Raw genomic sequence first — 19220 nt, 5'->3', positions numbered from 1 at the left:
ACAGCAAATGGCAATATGTCACCGATTAAATATGAAATATCTCAAAAGAGAGTGTCCGGTTGGAGTTGACCAGAACAATTTTCGTCAATGTCTATTTGCGGGACTTGAGTATACTTACGATACAAGGTTTCATAACAAGATCGTGTAACACCTGCTCGCGTATATTCAGACTGTTCATATAACTCTGGACTACATTGAGCATTATTCTTTGCAAAGGTGCTTTTATTGGCGATAGTTCGGACATAGTCGACCTCACCTTCTTCAATTGAGGAACAGCTTTGAACTAAAAATAAAATTACTAATAAGAGTAAAATCAATTTCATAATTATTTCCTTATAAATAATCAATCTTGTGTTAACAGTTTGTTTTTAAAACAATAGTAGGCGAATTGAAATATCGCAATATAATAATATTGGTCAATTAAAATTGGTTTTGTTGACTATCCTTTAATCATTCCTTTCTTAAAGCAATTCCGTCAGGAAGTAGTGATTACAGTCATTAATTATTAGGTAACAATTCAGGTAAGCAGTCAACATGGCGCTTCTGAATTGCAGCAGTGTCTTTCGTGATAATCTTATTTCTAGTAAGTATCGCTGCCATCATCGCAGTCACGCTTAACAGTCCGTTTGAAGACTTTATTATCCGTTCCAATAACTCAACTGGATACCCTTCCCCGTGTCTTAGCATTACATGTGCACCGGCATGAACATATGAATTCAAAGCTTTCCATTGAACGTCTCTAAAGTCTTTAAGCATTTTTACAGCATCTTCTGGGGCCTTGCCTTCCAAAGTCTTTATCATGTCCGCGTTATTAGGCTTTTGATCAGCACTACTAGTCAGCTTTTGAGTAATATTAACTCTACTATCTAGCTTGTCATCACTTGTAGCATAAAAGAGCCACATGGCTCTTGTCAGGGCTTCAAACTGGGAAAGTATGATACACATTGCAGACGTGTAATTCCCACACAGCATTAATTGGCGCACGCTAACACTGTGCTCAAGTGCTACAGAACAGAACACATCAACCAACTTGAAACTATTCGTATGCTTTTATCACAAGGCCCATAGTCAAACACCTTGATAAACTCGCTATGTAAAGCTTCTGACTTTTCTAGTAATTAGTCCAATTTAAACATACTTAAGACTTACAGTATTTCCTGTAATATTTGAAAATATTAACAAAGGGAATAGCCAAAAATATAGAATATCTTTATGGTTATGATATCTAGTAACTTATTATCTAAACACTAATAGTTTATCTAAAACATAATCTGAATTACTTTATTTCTTCGATATTTCTTAATATTCGAATCACGTAATTGTTTATAATATACCTGACTGATTCTCCCTGAGATCTTGCCAAAACTATCCAAAGATACACCTGCAGTGAATTAGTCAGTGAATACAACATAGCTAATTATCATCATCAAATGTTTGTTGTTACAATGAGGTTTAATGCATTTCATCGTTAAACATCGAACCGCTGATAGATATTAAACCATGAATCAGCGACTGTATTTATTTGTCATAAATGGCCATCTAAAGCTCTTTTACTCGACAATTGCTTTAAGTAATGCGTCTTTAGCATCCTTGTAAAACTGAATATCTATCTTAGTCGCCATATCGTCAGATAGATCATACAATTGTCGCCGAGCTGTTACTGGCATTAATAGAGAACATGCACCTTTTTCTACGGAGAGTTCTGCAATGTTAATGGCATTGTGAATGGGCTCTATTGAACCGCCAAGATTGATTTCGCCAACAACAATCAGGCCACCTTTAACGGACTTTTTCAGCATACTGCTACACATAGATACCAATGCGGCCACACCTAATTTAGCTCCCTTCTTAGCTGCATCAAACGCCCTTAACTGTACTGTAAATTCGTGAGAACGTGGATCACGGTCATTACCAATCAACTCTACACTTCGAGCATACAAATTCTGTTCTGCATAGCGCATTGACTCTTTAAATGCCTTAGGTATTGGGTTATTCAAAATTTTCACACCATGTCCAGGCCCTTCGTTTATTTCAATTCGATATAGGCCAGCATTGTCATCAATGTCGGCCCCACCTTCACTAATACTCCATATTTGACCTGGTTCAAGCGGATCATCACCAATCTCACTATCAGATCGTAACTCCGGTGTTGCTACAAATTTTTCTATGCCATCTTCACCCATGAAATAACTAAAGTGAGTATTCCGATATTCCGCCGCACCGATTCGTTTTTGTTGTTCTTTGACCCGACGGCGAGCTTCTAAAGCTAATCGTGTTGCCCATTCTAAATCTTCATCACTGACATCCATATCCTGACTTGGATACATCAACTTAAGTAAACCAGAAACAGTCTTGTTTACCGCATTTGTATCCCTCCCACTTAAGGCGCCTCCTAAATAAACCCGATTTTGCATCACTGATACACGGCTCTGAAAGCGAAGATGACTTAAGCACTCAGAAAAGAAATCACTAACCAAGCCAAAATGGTCAGTTGTTAAGTCATTACTCATTTTCGGTACATCCCATCCAGGAAGGTAGCAATGAATTCTATCCATCCAAGCCGTATCGTCCCTCATTTCCTGTGGTAAAGGTCCAAATAAATGTCCTACTCGTTGTTGATGCTCTACATCCACATCAAAATTACCAACAAATACCATTGAGCCATCAGCACGAATACTTTCTTTGCCACGACTAAATTCACCAGACTCCATATAACCTTTCATAATGTTGATCCCTTCCTTTGAATCAAACGAGATCCCCCCTATCTCGTCAAAACAAACAACATCATATTGGCAAACCAAACCTTTTTTACCTGTGGCGTTATTTACAAACATCTTAGCTATAGTCGCTTTACCACCAGAAATCAGGTGTGCATATGGAGAAATTTGTTGGAATAGGTGACTTTTACCTGTACCACGAGGGCCTAACTCAACCATGTTGTAGTTACGTTCAACGAATGGAATCATTCTCACCAATATAGCGTCTTTTGCTTTTTCGTCTAGATTCTCTGACTCTAATCCAATAGAGCGTAATAAAAAGTTTTTCCATTCTTCAGATGTGAATGAACTCCTAGCTTTATTGAGAACATCTAGTACGTTACGTTTTGACAACTGAATAGGACGAACATCACGTATACCAAAAGCCATGCCTCTTTCTTCGGCAATCATCGCATCATATTCAAGTGTAACTTCCGCGTAAAAACCACCCGTTAGCAATCTTTCGTTGCTATCAACTAATTGATCAGCAATACGAACTTTGTTTAGATTTAAGCTAGGTAAAGATGCTATATATCCGTTATCTTTATCGCTAAAACGAGCACTGACAATATCAATTAATTTTACAGAACCATTTTTATAGGCTTTTGCTTTAAATAACTCTTCTTCACCAGCTCTAACTGTTCTTGATGACAGTTGACGCTGAACTATTTCAATACCTTCCTCAATTTCTTCTGGATCTGTACTTGCACAGTATCGGCCGAGCATAAATTCAACCACATAGGTAGGAACAGGGAACTGTCTAGCGAAGGTCCTTACTAAATCTTTTCTAACGATGTAACCTTCAAAATTCTCAGCTGCTTTTTGGTCTAATGCGTCCAAATTCATTATTACTCGTCTCCTACAATCATTGGTTTTTTCGCGAGTAATTCACCATTTCCATCAACCAAAACTAAAACAGCTCCGGTTCCTTCATAGTCATCTTCAACCATTAAAGTGCACTTGCCATTCTTAACTAATTTTTGCTTAGATATTTCACTGGATAGATCAGCTGGACTTGTACGAAGGCAGACATAGACTTCACCATCGGTTTCAACTTCCACTTTACACGTCAATCCTAACCATCGAACACTGGAAATTGAAGCTTTCACACCTGACGACATATCGGCAGCAGTATTTACAACTTCAATAATTGGCGTTAAACACTCCTGTAAACTTAAGCCACCGTGATCATAGTATTTACCGTCTATAAATCCGCTAATACCAGGAGCCATAGCAATACTTACTTCTGGATTCCAATACCAATTCACTTGTAGATATTCACTTTTAATAGAATCCTTTAAAACAGCACATCTTCCCCAACGAGTTTCGGTTAGGTGTTTAGGAATATCGACTTTTGGCATTGATTGTGGGGTTAGTAGCCATCCATGATCAGTCACAATACGGATTTTTCGCCATCCATATGAAAGAAGCTCTTTAACTCTTGATTCTATTTCTTCTAGTAAGATATCAATTCTAGCAGCTAATTTAATGCCCTTAATGTGACCTTCTTTATCAATATCACCTGATTGAACCCATGCATTCCCAGAAGGATTTCCTGTTTCACCTTCAGCTAAATACTGCCACTTTTTTTCTGCTAGAAATTTTTTCAAATAATAGCTTGAAAATGACGTGTCATTGTCTTTCAAACTAGGCTTAAAGTCTCTATCTGTTGGCCTTCCTGTAAGCCTATCATGCACCGGCGTAACAGCAGCTTTTGCTGTTGCAGTGACGGAAGGTAAAGCTGCCCAGTTATGATTCAATGAGACTTCGCTATAAGAATCAAGCTTGGCTACTAACCTATGAGCAATATCGAATCGTAAACCATCGACAAAGAACACAACTTCTCCCCCTACTTGATATTGAGCTGTTGCTTCATTTACTTTGTTATCTCCTGGGTATTTCCCCTCTCTAACCAAACTTTGAAAGTTTTGCGCGACTTCCTGGAGCCAAGGATTATAAATAATCGCAAGTAGGCTCTGTATTACCTTAGCTTGTTTTGGCTCTAATACTGGTTCTAAAACTCTTAATGCATGTTCATCTGCCAGCCAATATTCAGCCTTATAGTGTTCAGCCATTTCTTCGGCTGTAGCTCCTGAAAAAGAAACATGTGTAAGGTTTGCCACAACTGCAAGATCTGCTAATACATTAGCAAGCGGTGATAAACCCAGCTTGTTCCAAATCCAGTTTCTTCTTGCTTTATGTCGTTTATCAAGTTCAGTAATAGCGGTTCTTACTGCACTTGAGCTTTTAACTAGTAAAGCTGCTAATTCTTTAAATAAGTATTCTTCTTCATGCAGATTCAAAATAGGATAGCTGGAACCATCTGCAGCTAAATCACCTTCAATAAGTAGCAATACGCTAGGTAGCTTAGGATAACGATTGAAAGACTCTTCAAAACGTTCCCAAACGTTATTCCAAATTCCTTGCCGTTGACATAACATTTCGGCTGCAGTTAACACACCATCTTTCTTAGGACTAAAGTGATATTCTGTTTCACAGATACCTGAAAATGCTTGCCATTGAGCGTGATGCCAGTTCTGTGAACAATACTCAGCATCATTCATCCAACTCAACAGGTCACGTATTGGATCGTTAGACACTAACTTGTTAAAATCTGAGGCTTCAAGTCGTCGGTTAGACAGATCACTCTGCTCAGACTCGAGTACTTCTGCCAAGACTCTAAGCATAGCAACTTGTGATTTTTCATCCTGTGCCACATCAAGACCTGCACCTCTGTCTTTTGATAATAAGAAAGAGTTTACAGTCCAATCTCGGCCTGCACTATTATATGCCCACCAACAACCACGATATTGTAATTCGGCAAGCGGTTGTAAAAATATTGGGCATTCAGCTATAGCTCTAAGGTCTTTTCGTTCCAGACCAGGTAAATAGATAATTGGCGTTTTACCTGCTGGTAGGACCAAATCAGGTAAAGTTTGTGCTACTAAACATTTGAGCCAAATAGCAGGGCCTTGTTTCAAACTAGGTTCATACTCACCTAACACAACTATTTCAGGCATTTCAGCTTGCAATAGTGACATCGCCGGTTGCCATTGCTTTAGTTTATCAGTCCACAAAATCGCAATTGGCTTATCCTGCATACTGGTATTATATTGAGCAGAGCTTCTGATTTGTTGGCTTAATATATCTATTAATTTCATTTAATGTACCTGTTCAATCTCACCATATAAATCATTTGCAGCATCAATATTGCTACTATAGCCCTCCCTATTGGATTTCTTTAGGAATCCTAAAAGTATAGCTTGCTGTCCCCCTGCTAATGATTTGAAAAGAAGTCTTATCGCACCTCCAGCATATGCTGAAAATCGGATTTCTCTTAATCCCTCAGCATCATTTAAAGTTTTAAATAATGGCTCACCACCATTAAATTCTCTAGTAACTGCAAGTTTAAGCTTGTCTGATACTCTAAGTTGATTCTCAGGTTTTAAGTCTTCATACCAATCAATAAAGTCAGAAGTTACGTGGCAATTTTGGCATATCGCCTGAATATCAACAGCATTGAAATCATCAAACAGTTGTTGACCGTGGTCTAATCTTGCAATATTTTTTAAAGTTAACCGCTCATCTACATAACGACCATCTTCAGTACGAGCAATAAATACCCGTTCAGTGTCCCAATGTGCTTGTGTTGGTATACTCAATAAGACCGCTTGCAAAAACCAAGATAATCCCAGAACGTCTGGGTACAGCGGTATCGCTTGGTTTGGCATATAAAAACTAAATGTTGCGATATCGTCAAAAACATCTTCTGTTATAAAATCTAAAGCAGGGCTTTTATCATCGATTTCTTCTAAAAATAAAAGTAGGTCCATGTCATTATTATTTTTCAATTCATTTTTAAATTCTTGAAATGAAAAATCATCTGCTAATTGAAATGAATTCAAATCACCACCATCTTGGTCGTCATGGAATAGAGCATACCTATCCACACCATTATTTAATGCCAAAACTCCCTGCAGAGCATCTTCAAATAGTTCCATAGCAATTTTTTTGTTTTCTGCAGGAAAGCTGTTTGAGTTCAAACAAATAACATGTTCCATTGTTTAGCTTTTCCTTGCTAGTTGAGCTCTATTCTTAAGTGTTTGATCAAAAAAACCATCTGGCCAAAACTCTAACTTGCCATTTTGGTCCAATTTTGGCGTTGCCACCTCACTAATACCTTTAGAGTTTTTGGTTAAATAGTGAAAAGCAACATCTTCAGCATCTATCTTCATTTCTTTTACAGCTATTCGTATACCATCCATCAGGTGATCGCTATGTGTTTCAACAACCATTTGCACCCCACATCCTGCAGCAAGCGCAATTAGTCTTCCCATAGCAGTTTGCCCTTGTGGATGTAAGTGAGCTTCAGGGTTTTCAATAATAACTACAGCACCGTTTGTTGTTTTTAATTCTTCCCACCTCGCCCCCCAACTTTGAGTCCATCCACCTAAAGGAGAACCCACTGCCATACCCAAAATCGCGGTAATCACAGGTAATGTATAACTTAATCCGAAGCCAACATTTGTAGGTCTATAGCTATCAATTTCAGCATGAGCTATATCAGCTTTATTATTTAGTTTGAATGAAAACTCTACGCCTGGAGATATTTCATTCAACCACCCGGCTAAAACATATTCCAATGTTTTGCCTTGTGCTTTTTCGTGAACTAAAGCATCAGGCAAAATACAATCGCCTAAATGCTGTAAATAATCGAGGACAAACTCACCTTGATCACCCACTCTTGGATAGTCCACCAATGCTCTTAGAAGAGGCAGAGAAGTTTTTGGTCCAAGTCTATCTGCACCAATGTAACTATGCACAGGAACTCTTGAAGGTTTCTCTACTATCGAACCATCAATTTTTAAAATTGAGTGACATCCATCGGTGAAACCAAATTCAATTTGAATTACTTCAGTAGGCGATGAAAACTTTGAACGCATTTCATTTACTGTGCCATGTCCTTGCAATAAAGGTGATTCACCATCCGCCGCCTGATAAAACATCCTCATGGCCTGAATAATAGAGCTTTTACCGCTATTATTTATTCCAGAAAATAATGTTAGTTTTCTAAAATCTATTCTTTTATTTGGAAAAGACTTGAAGGCTTTTAGGTCAACATAGTTAATCATTTTCACTCCCTGATATTGTATTGTGCACTAATGCTGACAGACATAGATGACGATGGCTTATCCCTTTCGCTTGAGATGCATGTCGGCTAATAGAATTGTTGAACTCCATTGAATTAAATAAAACTTTATAAGCACTTAATAATTGAGTCGACTTACTCATAAGTACGTTAAATTCATCAGCCGATAATTCACACAGAATATTTGACCATGTTTCGAATAAAGCTTTATTAACAGGCGCTTTCTTCTTGTTATCAGGTAATGATTTCCTGAAAGCATGTTTACCAAAAAGGGCTTCTGCTCGCACCATTGCTAATTCAAATTTCATTTTCAAGTCTTTGACTGTTTTGTATTTAAAATCGGGTATATCTTCTTTACCATAAATTTTATTTAAGCGATTTTCTTCCAGCTCAGGCATGCAATTAATAACTCTCATTGCATTACTTAAAAATCCATCCATGCTAGCTTTATATGATTTACGTGAAAATATGAGAAAGGCTAAAAAGCGTAATACAAGTTCACGAACCCCCATTCTTGTATCATTGATGTTGCTATTAATCGCACCTTCAAATGCTTCGGATGAAACTAAATCCGCTAATAAATTAGATGACTGACCTTGGTACAATGCGTGCCTAATTTCCTGTGCAGTTAAAGGTAATCCGCCTGTATTAATTCTTTTGAATATGTTTCTTTTAACTTCTTCAGACGTTCCAGGGTTTATTACCGTAAAACGCATTTCCGTTTCCATTATTGTATTAATCAATCTAAATTGGCTGGGATCACTTTCGATATCTGAATAGGTTTTACCTTTAAACTTTTCATCTAAAAATTCTAAATTTCTTAATTTAAGAGGTTCACCCTTTTGATTGCCAATAAGAAAATCTCTAATAGTAGATAACCGTTGCAAACCATCAACAACTTCCCACTGCCCTTCTTCATTAGCTGCAACATAAAACATTGGTAGTGGTATTTTTAATATTAATGACTCAATTAATCTACTCCGCCTGGTTAAATCCCAAACTTCTTTACGTTGAAAATCAGGGCTTAAATGAATGGAGTTTTGTTTTAATCTACGAATTAAAGCATCCATAGCCACCACTTTTTGCTCAATAGAAATAGAATCAGGATCAAATGGTTCTAAGATACTCTCTTCTTCTATATCAGCTTCTATACCAGTTTTAGTTCCATCTTCAGAAAGTTCTTCTTTATATTCTTTATTCATTATTATCTCTGTGGTCAAGACTTATGTAGCTGATGACTTTTCTGTCAATGTTAAATGGTGATCGTTAATCCGATCACTTTCCTTACCATCATATTGAAGACCTAGGCCATACCAGGGAGCAAACTCGAGATCAGAACCACGATCTTTTTTCCAGAAACCTAACTGCTTATTCTTATCTCGTTTCGTTACTGGTGCTCTTAATATTCCTGCATCTTTTCTATCTACATCGCCGACCAACACAAATGGCCGTATATTTATGCGCACACCATCATTAAGGTCTGGATTCCACCCAATAGGTTGCTTGGATAGAGGTTTCCAACGAACAAAAATATCATATGGGGCTTCACCTTCAATGATTTTCTCTAAACGTTCTTTTAAAGATACTGCTGCTGCAAGCCTTACATCCGCCCCATCAATACCTTTAGCAACACCTTGTTCTTGTTCTTTAATCCATCCAGACGTTAAGTATGTATATGTTAACCGTTCTAATCTTGACTTATCCAACGTATGGTAATTAACTAACGCACTGAAACCATCTTTTAAGCCATCCCAGACATGCCAGATAAAAGGCCTATTTTGGAATAACTTACAATGTTGCTCGAAAAACTTATCATGTAACCAACCATTTAGACTTTTCGCTTTTACTTCTGTTAACAACTTGTCACGTAATAGGGGGGTCCAATTTTCACCATATGCGGCTTGTAAAATATCATCTAATCTTTTAGCTGCAGTATCCTCACTACGCACAACTGGCAGACACACAATGCCATCGTCATCAACAAAAGAATTGAGCTTCTGGCATTCGTTCACCCAATAGCGTTGCTCTTCTGCAAGCTCCATTTTTTCATCCAACTCAGCAGGCCATTGGTAACCTAATAAACGAGCTACTGCGATTTGTAAAACAGTATCGTCAATTCTTAGGTCGCCCTTAACTGTCCATTTTGTATTTTCATCCCAAAGTACAGCGCCACAGGGGTGACCGTGGAATATCCACTGTGTCGGCTTATTAGAGTAGGGTTTAGGAAGACCTTTTGGAAAACGTTTATCAGCCACTTCACGCCAGCGTTGCTTATCGAAAGGGATTTTTACAAATGTTGCATTAGTAACATTTCTTTTTTGGTCTATTTTTTCGAGCTCTTCTTTGAACTCTTTTGATGAAACATAAGCATATGTGGCAGGTAATTCATCTTGGTTTCTAGGTGTAATCACAGCACTACTTTGATCATATAAATTACCTGAGTAAAGAGAAGCGGGACAGGGTTTGGTTAGTCGCACTGCAATCCCATTCTTTGACCACGCTTCTCGACCTTTAACATATGCTTGTGGCGACTCAACTAATGCACCTTCACCTTTTTCCCAGTATAAAATCCCACTCCTGCCATCATAAAAGTTGGCTTCGGTAGTTGGCATCTGAAAGTAAGACCATTTATCATTTAATTTTGGATGTTCCCATACTCTTTGAATAAATCTATCAGTATCTCCATTTTGTAGACCAACATAGGAACCAGCAGATAAACTAAAAAGTTCTCCTTTCCCTTGTTCTTCAATCACGATTCTAAAGTCTGGATTGCTTAACATACTTTTTTGAATGAAGTTCTTTGATAGCTTTTCTTTAATAGCCTTCGCTTTGTCGTGTGCAAATTTCTTTGAAGCTACATCTAAAGAAAAAAATGAATTCTCCTCGTTATGTTGATTACAAGTTGTAAAAAGCATAGCTTTTACAACTTCTCCTGAAATAGTTTCAAATGCCCCAGCCCCAAGCCGAACAATATTTGAAATAGACACTTCAGATAATACTTTTTTTCTAAACTTCTTATACGTAGTCAAAAACATCCAATTTTGTGGTAACACAATTGAATTCACACCATTGTCTGATGTAAGTTCTTGACACCTTTCAACAAATGCAGTTTCTAAAGCAACACAGCCTGCTGGATAATTTGAATCTAAAAAACTTTGTAGTTTGTCACACAAATCTGCTGCTTTTTTGTATGGAACATTAGTAATTATCCAGTCAAACTTTTCTGAAAGCATATCAGCAGCTTTGACTAATCCTTGTACTGCAACTCTAGACTCATCACTTATTTCATTCTCATTTAGCATTGCCTGCTGAATTATTTGCCATGGTTTTTGTAATTGAGAGTTAGCTTTACTTGGATCAATCAAACTACCTAGAATCGGCGCATCTTTAAAATAATTCTTCATCCATGAAACAGCTTTTGTTACTTCTTCATTGCCTTTCGCTAGTTGCGTCCATTCCTTCTGTGCTTCTTCAAGAGATAAACCTGAACAGGCAATATTATACTCTGGGAGTGTTCGATAACCTCCAGTTCCTTCGTATCGCCAAGCCTCAAGCGCTAGTGCAAAGACCGCGATTTCTACACAGCGCTGATCTAACTCTAAACCATGTATATTTTCAGCTATTACTTTGTCTATTGCTTCATTAACTGTTAGATCTTCCATCTCCATACGAATGGGCACGATCATTAAGAATGCGGATACTAAAAAGTGGCCTGAGCCACAACATGGGTCTAGCGTTTTCAGTTCACTTAAATGTTCAGGCCAGATATCAAATGTGCCTGCAGCAGGTGTCCAAGATTCTTGTTCTGTACCTTCATGTTGTTTTACAAAACGCAAGTATTCAAGCGGCACTCCTGGAATAGCGGCTTTATCACGAAGCTCTTGCTCCGACACAGCTGTTTTGAAGTCTTCTTCTTTTAGTCTTTTATCTGCCCACCAAGCTCCTAGTGCATTATCTAGCAGAAAAGACACCATGTAAGGTTCAGTAAATAACTGGGTAACAGGTGATAGTTCATCAGCGCCAATTTTCACTTCTGATTTATTTACTTCATCTTTTCTTTTGTTTTGCCAGAACTGATATACCCAACCCAAACTATCTTGTGCTTGAAAGGTTTTTAAATCTAGATTAGAAATAATATTTTCTAATTCGCGTTGGTGCTCTGGCGAGAACTTAAGTTCAAATACGGGAGATTCAATACGAAATATTTGTGGCAACATTTTTGAAGCGACTATACCTGCTAATTCCCAACCATCTTTCGCGCCAAATCCTGCATCTGGATCCAATGCTAACTCATTACAGTCTTCTAATGTTAAAGCAGTGTATTCGTCGTACATTAGCAGGCTATTTTGCTCTAAAAATCGAGAAAACAACATTCGATGCCAATGCTCATAAGCCACTTCTACCACTAGATGTTTAGTGCCTTGTTGTCCATCAATCAGTTCATCGCCTAATTGACGAGCATGGGCACGTAGGCGATTTCTTAATTTTCGCTGTTCATCGTTAAGGTAACTTGAAGCTTGTCTATCAGCTACATTAAGACGTTTTAAAACTTGTTCTGCTGCAGTTTCAGCAATATCACGCGCTTTAACAACAGCACGTTCCAGTTGATTACGTAGTGACTTATCTAATGTTTGTCTCATATTACTACCTAAAATACCTTAGCTATTACATTGCCATTAAAGCGTTACAGGACCATCAGCCAGTTTTGCTATAATTACGGTTTCAACTTTATCTAACCAAAATTTCACATCTGCTTCGGTTTCAAAAGTGGCTTTAGGTAAATACACACGCTGCACTTTAGGCTGTAACAGCTGTACCGCTTCCATACGTGCATTATCAAATTTAGCCTCTAAGGATTCCGTTCGGTCTGTCCACTGGTTCAATGATACATTTTCAAGGTTTTCAATAACCGCATCAGCATCTGCCAAATTGATTTGAGGAAGATAGTCCAGCCCTCGCTTGGACAAAATATTATGTTTTTGTTCAACTGAAAGCTGTTTCCAATGGCTATCAATCTCTAGTTGTGATGAATAACTCTGGTGTGCTTGTTTAAAGCCATCAACGTGATGATTAATTGCACTTCGTAATTTGTTAACAGCAGCATTAATTAGACTCGTTGTAGGATTAGGTTCATCTAGTATGCTTCTATTACTAGTGATAGCTTGAACTTCAATGTTCAGTTCGTCATGAAATGATAACCCATGGCATAATCGCTCAAGTTTTTGTAGCCTTGCCCAGCATGGTTGTCGTGACTGGATTTTTAAAGCAAGCTCTTTCCACTCAATTACAGTACGTTTAATTTTATCTTGGTTATCCAAAACAAGTTTAAGTTGGGAATTACCTGACTGCTTAGCTAAATCACTAAAGAGTGAACTGTCTGGAGTGGCAGGGAATGGTGCATTACCCCCAGCTCTTAGTGCCAAATCTCTTGCTGTACTGATCAATAATGGCAGTTTTGCAACTTCTTCACCTGGTTGGCAAGACACGCCACAGCTTCCAATTACGCCACGTATTTTAATTAAATCGACAGGGCGTATAGTTACATTTTCAGGATAGAAAGAAGTTTGTGTTAATTTTGAACGTTCTAACCTCTTAACGTCAATGGTATTAGCACTTGCATCTTTTGCAATTAGAACACCTGCGGCCATTAAGGCATACAATGCACCATCAACAGCGTCTTGTGGCCAGCCATATGGTGCTTTCTTATATTCGTCACGAATTTCACTACCTTTTTTCGAAACACCTATAAAGCGCATAATTTGTGCACATACTTGATGTTTTTCCGCATCCCCTTTGTATCCAACTGCTTCTAGCGAATTTTGACCACCATCTTTACGTGCTCGTTCGTATACTTTCCCCCAATTACCATTGTCTGCAATATCGAAGTCTCTATATAAACGAATTAATGATGCTTTACCGGCAGTTTCCACTTGGTCTTTGATTGAATCACCATCAACTTCATTACCGCCGGCTTGTAAAACTTGTACACCAGAAAAGATTTCATTAAGTAAGGTTTCGACCTGTTTTTTTGCATCACGCTTACGAGTCTCCATCGCAGCACGAGCATCTTTACCTGGTTCAGTACTAGGCAAACCACGCCTTCCAAGAGTAGAGTCAGCTGCATGCTCTGCAATAATTGCATTCGCCAACTCAGAACGATTTCTTGCCGGAATGTAAATGTAAATTGTTGGTAAATCAGGATTAGCACTACGTGCATCAGTTAGAAAAGACTTTTCATCAACACTCCAACCGTCTTGTACCCATGCATAAATCTTATCTGATGCATCTTTTGGTAGCTCGGTGTCAAAGGACGGAAGTACTTGCCTGACTTCCTTGCTAACACCTTGTGTTAAACGAACATATCCAATCTGCTGTTTTATATACTTATGAAGCAAATCAATACGCAAGTTTTCAATGCGCTGCATATTGCCACGTAAATCGGCTTCTTCATTACGAAAGGTGTCATACCACTGTCCGCTTTCTTGGGTTTGTAAACGGTATTCAGTACCTGAAGCTGTTTGCATAGCCATAACCTGGCCATCGTCAGCTAATTTTTGTAGTAATTTTGGTACACGTGTTCGAATATCATCTTTACCGTTATTCAAATCTTCTATTAACAAATCGGCTAACATGTCAGCTCTTGCTCTTACACCACAATCGACATTAGGTTCTGTTGGTAATTTTCCGATAAGCATTATCAACGCTAAAATACGAGACTGTAATTTTTGATCTTCATCACCTGCGGATAAACGACCAATTTTTTCTGATACTTCTTTTGACAGAACTCCTGTTTGCTGCAGATCTGAAGCAATTTGATTGTAGATAAAGTCACCCGGCACCACATGACCTAATTCATAACTTGCTGTATCTTGCGCTGCTTCATGAATAATTTTTAATTGGTTTCTCAGTTGTGATTGCGTTCCCGTTGTATCAACGATTCTTAATACTTTCTCCCAAAAACGACGGCGTACGGGTAATACAGGGTAATCAGCTACCATCACTTGTTCATCGTCATGATGATATTCGATTTTAGTTCCACTAAGTTGACGAGCGATTTCCCCTAAATGACTTTTTAACACTGTATCTAATTGAGCTTTAACTGATTCTTTCTTCAGCAAGATAATCTTACGAATAACAGACTCTACATCAGTATCAGAAAGTTGAATGGTTATTTGAAAACGTGCCATAAGACGTTGTAAGTTAGAATTTCCAGATAATGCATTTTGACCTGTTCCTACAAAAAGAAACTTATTCCCAAAACCTGAGTGTTTACAGCAGGTCTCGACAACCTCTTGAACTTGATGGCTTTTATTAGAATCTGTGCCCGCGTATTGTTGGACCTCATCTAGTACCACTAAGGTCAATGGGAATGTACCATCAACACTCAGCGCTTCTGCGATAGCATTTACCATTTGCTTATTAGTTACATCAGTAACTTGAGGGTATTGGGCTTTAAGCAGTTGTCGCATTTCTTTAATGTTTGAAGCAAGTGTAGGGTCAGCTTCAATTAACGCTTCGGAGATACTGTGTGACATGTATAAATCGTCTAGTTCATCAGCCCAATCATCACCCTCGGCTTCTACTAACGTTTTAACTTTCTCATGATAACCTTCTTTTTTCAGCCACATAACAAAACGGGCTAAATGGTAATCTTCTGGTAAATCTGCTGATTTAAAAATAATATTTAAAAGAGCAAGACGAACGTTATTGTTTGCTCCAGCACCTAAGGTGCCCGAAGCCGCATGTAAACCACCATTGCGTGAAGCTTCAGTAGTCAGTTCTTTAAAATGATCCTTTATTTCTGTAGGTAAGGTTGCAATGCTTCTTGCTGTTAAACCATCTTGGAAACTTTGGTCCACCCAAAGTGCACGCAGCATTTTAGCCATATGCGATTTACCAGAACCAAAGAATCCTGAAATCCAAACTCCATATTGCTCATGGTTTTCACCTAAGTTACGCAGATACGAGCTAAGGATTTTTTCAATTCCTACTTCGTACTGCCCATCACATACAAATGTTGTGAGCTCGTAACGTAAAGTACTAAGAGCTTGTTCAGATAGGTCGTCTTTTACTTCAGCAACACCGTTGTTAGCTAATCGATTTTTAACAGGATCTAACTTATAAATATCACGATTTAACATATTCCATTCTACTCCATTATTTATTTTAGTTATCTGCGGTAATTGCTGTTGCTTGATAGCCCCAACCATCCCTGGCATCTAGTAATCTGTATGTATTTTCGATGTACTCACCAGGAAACAATACAAGTAGTCTTCCTGGTACGTGTACTGAAAGGTTTTTCACAAAACCTGCAACTGAGGTGAAACCAAAAAGCGAACTGCAACCTATGAGTGTAACAAGCGTATTCTCATCAACGTTGCCATCTAGCTCTTCAGCCAATTTTGCAACTGATTGTTTTGCAAATTTTTTGTATTTGCTTGTTAAGCTCTCTGGGTCTTCAAAATATTCTTCTCGGTACTTCTGACTCGACATCCACTCTGGAAATAGGTTAGTTAGGTCAAGCTGTAACCAAGCATGATTTGCACTCTCTGTTGCTACTTTAAATTCTTCAACCCTGGCTCTAAGTTTCAACTCGTCTTCTTTGTGGTAAACAGCAAACATTACTCGCTGTTCATCTGCTAAACCTTTCACCCAAGGAATGTTGATATGGTTGGTATAACTTGTAATTAGTCTATTCAATCGATTACTCATTTATCCATGACTCCTCTTCCTTTGTTAGATAATTAGGGAAGGTTACTTCCACAACGTCACTGGAATGTTTAAAGTTTATTAGCCCCATATGACTTGCTGTTCTAGCGAGTTCAAGTAGTAATTCTTGCCGAGACTCTAATACTTTACTAACGTCTGAAGAAAATAAACGGTTACCAGTTAAACCTTGTAAATAACCAAGTAGCAATGCAAAAGCAACGTTAATAGGCCTAATAACTGGCGCGCTACGGTATTTCCTATTTCTTCCTGTTAGATAGCCAGCATTTGTCCATGTACCATTAACATTTTGAGCAAATGACTTTAATGACGCTGGACTAAAACGCTCAGGATCTTCAGCTGCAAGAACCGCTTCCATATCTTCTCTTGGCAAAGGTTCCCCCTGATTTAACTCTAAAATTTTGGAAACAGTGATCTGCAATAATGGATCCCTTGCTAATGCCATTTGGCAAGCTAAGACTGGCCTTGCTTGCTCATCACTTTCCCATAACCGACGAAATACTCTGAACAACGGTATTTCATTAGACATACCATATAAATCGGTCATATGGCGAAATGTCAGCTTTCTGGCCTTATCAGTTGGCTTACTAAGTACGTTAAAAGTAGTGACATCTTCTAGATAATCTTCAAGTGTACTTTGAGCATCACGACCTTTAAATAATTCAGTTATCTCAGCCAACATCATAGTGCGACTAGAATGAGCACCGTTTTTGCCAAACTTAAACCCAAACTTTATTAATGATTCTTGGCTAGTCATTTAATTTCCTACTTTGCAACCTTGTGCAATAGCTAACTTTTATGCACCGTATAATATTTGTTTTTCTCTAAGCCACAACTGATATTCACCCAATTTTAAACTTGATTATCCAGTATAATCAAAATTCAAGTGTCCTAATAAATAATCTACAAGTGCTGTTGTAATAGCTAGATGAGCACCTTTAATCTGTATAATAATCAAGTTCAATAGCTTTAGGGTAATTAACTATTTGTGGATAAGGGATTAAACAATATTTTCCTCTTTCTCGTTCATACTACTTTCTTTATCTGGCCCTTCTGAGTGTTTGACTTTAATGGCCATCAAGTTGAAATTGCAGGTATCACATTAACGTTTGCCTGAAACAACAGCATGGTGAAAAATTTTGTCAGAAACTCTACCATATATATATTTTGAAAGGATAAATTCACTACGTAAACGAAGAAATTCCACACAAAAAAATGTGTATTACTCAATTAGCGAAATAAGAAGATTAGCCAGAATGAAGGCAGTTAATTTACAGCTGCTTCTTACCAGACTCTAATTTCCATACATAGGATAGATTTGGTTAAATTACCATAAACTTCTAAGGCCCAGATAAGCTTTGCGCCAAAGGCTTCCGTCCAATCAAGCAACTCAAGGCAGACATCAAAAGAGGACTTGGGGAGGTATAGATAATTATCAGGCTATAAAACATCTTTCTCTAAATAGATGCTGTTGAGTTGTCATCAATAACGGCCAAATATTCTATATTCTCAATTACTCTTTTACAATTTGTTCAACGGCTTTCAATATTGATGGCATTGTCCAATGAAGCAGTCGCACCATCATCCGAATATGTCACCTGCCGATTAGAGCTGAATGACATTAATACGTGCCTTAAAAGTCGTTGCTCACAATGTTGGTAGTTGATTTAGTCTAGATCTGCAGATAAAGTCATGGCGATTTTACTTACAAGTAACAAACTTCAAAAAAAGCATATTTTAGAAAACAGAGAAATCAGCTAGTATGAAAATTTTTATCGAGTGAGTCTGCTTGCTGACCTCACAAAACTTCTTTAAATTAACTTCTATTTACGTGGCAATTAAAATCACAATATAAAAAAATATGTTCCGAACTATGAAGAGCAGAGTATGATGATATTAGATTTAGCATTGTAAAAATATTTTAGAAGTACCATAAGTAGTACCATCACATTTAAACCTTAGATAAAACATTTAATATCAAATAGTTAATCCAGATACAAGACTCCCGCCAGCTCCACCAAATCGCAAAAAGGCTCTTCAGAAATGAAGAGCCTTTTTGCGTTTAAGAGCAGTATGTTTATATGACGCCCTTCCCCCATCATCGCAGCTAAAGGGCACCTGAATAATTGATTTATTTATTGATTAAGCTAGTGCTAGTTGTATATGGCCATGTAACTATAAATATCTTAGGTGATATGTTTTCCATCTACTCAATAAGCTGCAATTTCCTTATTCTTTTGACTGCGTTATTTTATCTATTTTAAGGTATATTTTGCACTCCAGAGGTTTGCTTGGAACAACCATATTGACTACGCTTTAAGTATCTAAAAACAACTTAAAGGTGTTTGTTATGTTTACTTTTTTACGCGCTATTTCTAATCGAGAGTTGTTGTTAGAGCAGATGCCTATCTTTTTTGTTTCTTTCCTTTTAGCGAACACATTTTACAAATTCGGCAGTTTTGGTTTGGAAGTCATCGCTTTTCTCGCCACCTGGTTTGTAATTGATGCGTCAGTTCAGCTCTTACATAAGTTGCTAAAGAAATAAGTCATGATTTTTTGCTAACGTTGCATTTATAAAAATCACTTTT

General features: G+C 37.7%; 11 protein-coding genes. 1 reads left to right on the top strand and 10 read right to left on the bottom strand.

Features of this window, described 5'->3' with window-relative positions; translation table 11 throughout:
- Positions 1-498 precede the first annotated feature (498 nt).
- The 10 genes from GQS54_RS13970 to GQS54_RS13925 form a co-directional block, all read right to left on the bottom strand.
- Entirely contained in the window at positions 499-945 is a 447-nt protein-coding gene (locus tag GQS54_RS13970; RefSeq protein ID WP_240919948.1) for a hypothetical protein, read from the bottom strand.
- A gap of 605 nt (positions 946-1550) precedes the next feature.
- Complete coding sequence (brxL, locus tag GQS54_RS13965) at positions 1551-3602, bottom strand: BREX system Lon protease-like protein BrxL (RefSeq protein WP_166424594.1); 2052 nt, start codon at positions 3600-3602, stop codon at positions 1551-1553.
- Between the two features lie 2 nt (positions 3603-3604).
- The gene (gene pglZ, locus GQS54_RS13960) at positions 3605-5917 is read right to left on the bottom strand and encodes a BREX-1 system phosphatase PglZ type B (RefSeq protein WP_166424593.1); all 2313 of its coding nucleotides are present in this window, start codon (positions 5915-5917) and stop codon (positions 3605-3607) included.
- On the bottom strand, positions 5918-6817 hold the full coding sequence (locus tag GQS54_RS13955) for a type II toxin-antitoxin system RelE/ParE family toxin (protein ID WP_166424592.1): 900 nt from the start codon (positions 6815-6817) through the stop codon (positions 5918-5920).
- Positions 6818-6820: 3 nt separating this feature from the next.
- The gene (locus tag GQS54_RS13950; RefSeq protein ID WP_166424591.1) at positions 6821-7888 is read right to left on the bottom strand and encodes a DUF3696 domain-containing protein; all 1068 of its coding nucleotides are present in this window, start codon (positions 7886-7888) and stop codon (positions 6821-6823) included.
- Positions 7881-9107, bottom strand: coding sequence for a DUF262 domain-containing protein (locus tag GQS54_RS13945; protein WP_166424590.1), 1227 nt, complete (start codon positions 9105-9107; stop codon positions 7881-7883). The genes GQS54_RS13950 and GQS54_RS13945 overlap by 8 nt, the downstream gene beginning before the upstream one ends.
- Positions 9108-9128: 21 nt before the next feature.
- Complete coding sequence (locus GQS54_RS13940) at positions 9129-12545, bottom strand: N-6 DNA methylase (protein WP_166424589.1); 3417 nt, start codon at positions 12543-12545, stop codon at positions 9129-9131.
- Between the two features lie 36 nt (positions 12546-12581).
- Positions 12582-16124 carry a BREX system P-loop protein BrxC gene (gene brxC, locus GQS54_RS13935; protein WP_240919947.1) on the bottom strand — a complete coding sequence of 1181 codons (3543 nt, stop codon included), beginning with the start codon at positions 16122-16124 and terminating at the stop codon, positions 12582-12584.
- The gene (locus tag GQS54_RS13930; protein ID WP_240919946.1) at positions 16072-16605 is read right to left on the bottom strand and encodes a DUF1788 domain-containing protein; all 534 of its coding nucleotides are present in this window, start codon (positions 16603-16605) and stop codon (positions 16072-16074) included. The genes brxC and GQS54_RS13930 overlap by 53 nt, the downstream gene beginning before the upstream one ends.
- A gap of 4 nt (positions 16606-16609) precedes the next feature.
- On the bottom strand, positions 16610-17389 hold the full coding sequence (locus GQS54_RS13925) for a hypothetical protein (RefSeq protein ID WP_166424587.1): 780 nt from the start codon (positions 17387-17389) through the stop codon (positions 16610-16612).
- A 1593-nt stretch (positions 17390-18982) separates the two neighbouring features.
- Between GQS54_RS13925 and GQS54_RS13920 the strand changes: the two genes are divergently transcribed.
- Complete coding sequence (locus GQS54_RS13920) at positions 18983-19177, top strand: hypothetical protein (protein ID WP_166424586.1); 195 nt, start codon at positions 18983-18985, stop codon at positions 19175-19177.
- Positions 19178-19220: the final 43 nt, after the last annotated feature.

It is taken from the genome of Paraglaciecola sp. 20A4 (assembly GCF_011378905.1).
Lineage (GTDB): Bacteria > Pseudomonadota > Gammaproteobacteria > Enterobacterales > Alteromonadaceae > Paraglaciecola.
Note: the sequence above shows the minus strand (reverse complement) of the source record. Positions and strands in the feature narration are given on the sequence as shown.

Coding starts and splice junctions, on each gene's coding strand:
- GQS54_RS13970 (WP_240919948.1), bottom strand. CDS start 945: ATGTGTATCATACTTTCCCAGTTTGAAGCCCTGACAAGAGCCATGTGG.
- brxL (WP_166424594.1), bottom strand. CDS start 3,602: ATGAATTTGGACGCATTAGACCAAAAAGCAGCTGAGAATTTTGAAGGT.
- pglZ (WP_166424593.1), bottom strand. CDS start 5,917: ATGAAATTAATAGATATATTAAGCCAACAAATCAGAAGCTCTGCTCAA.
- GQS54_RS13955 (WP_166424592.1), bottom strand. CDS start 6,817: ATGGAACATGTTATTTGTTTGAACTCAAACAGCTTTCCTGCAGAAAAC.
- GQS54_RS13950 (WP_166424591.1), bottom strand. CDS start 7,888: ATGATTAACTATGTTGACCTAAAAGCCTTCAAGTCTTTTCCAAATAAA.
- GQS54_RS13945 (WP_166424590.1), bottom strand. CDS start 9,107: ATGAATAAAGAATATAAAGAAGAACTTTCTGAAGATGGAACTAAAACT.
- GQS54_RS13940 (WP_166424589.1), bottom strand. CDS start 12,545: ATGAGACAAACATTAGATAAGTCACTACGTAATCAACTGGAACGTGCT.
- brxC (WP_240919947.1), bottom strand. CDS start 16,124: ATGCCAGGGATGGTTGGGGCTATCAAGCAACAGCAATTACCGCAGATA.
- GQS54_RS13925 (WP_166424587.1), bottom strand. CDS start 17,389: ATGACTAGCCAAGAATCATTAATAAAGTTTGGGTTTAAGTTTGGCAAA.
- GQS54_RS13920 (WP_166424586.1), top strand. CDS start 18,983: ATGTTTACTTTTTTACGCGCTATTTCTAATCGAGAGTTGTTGTTAGAG.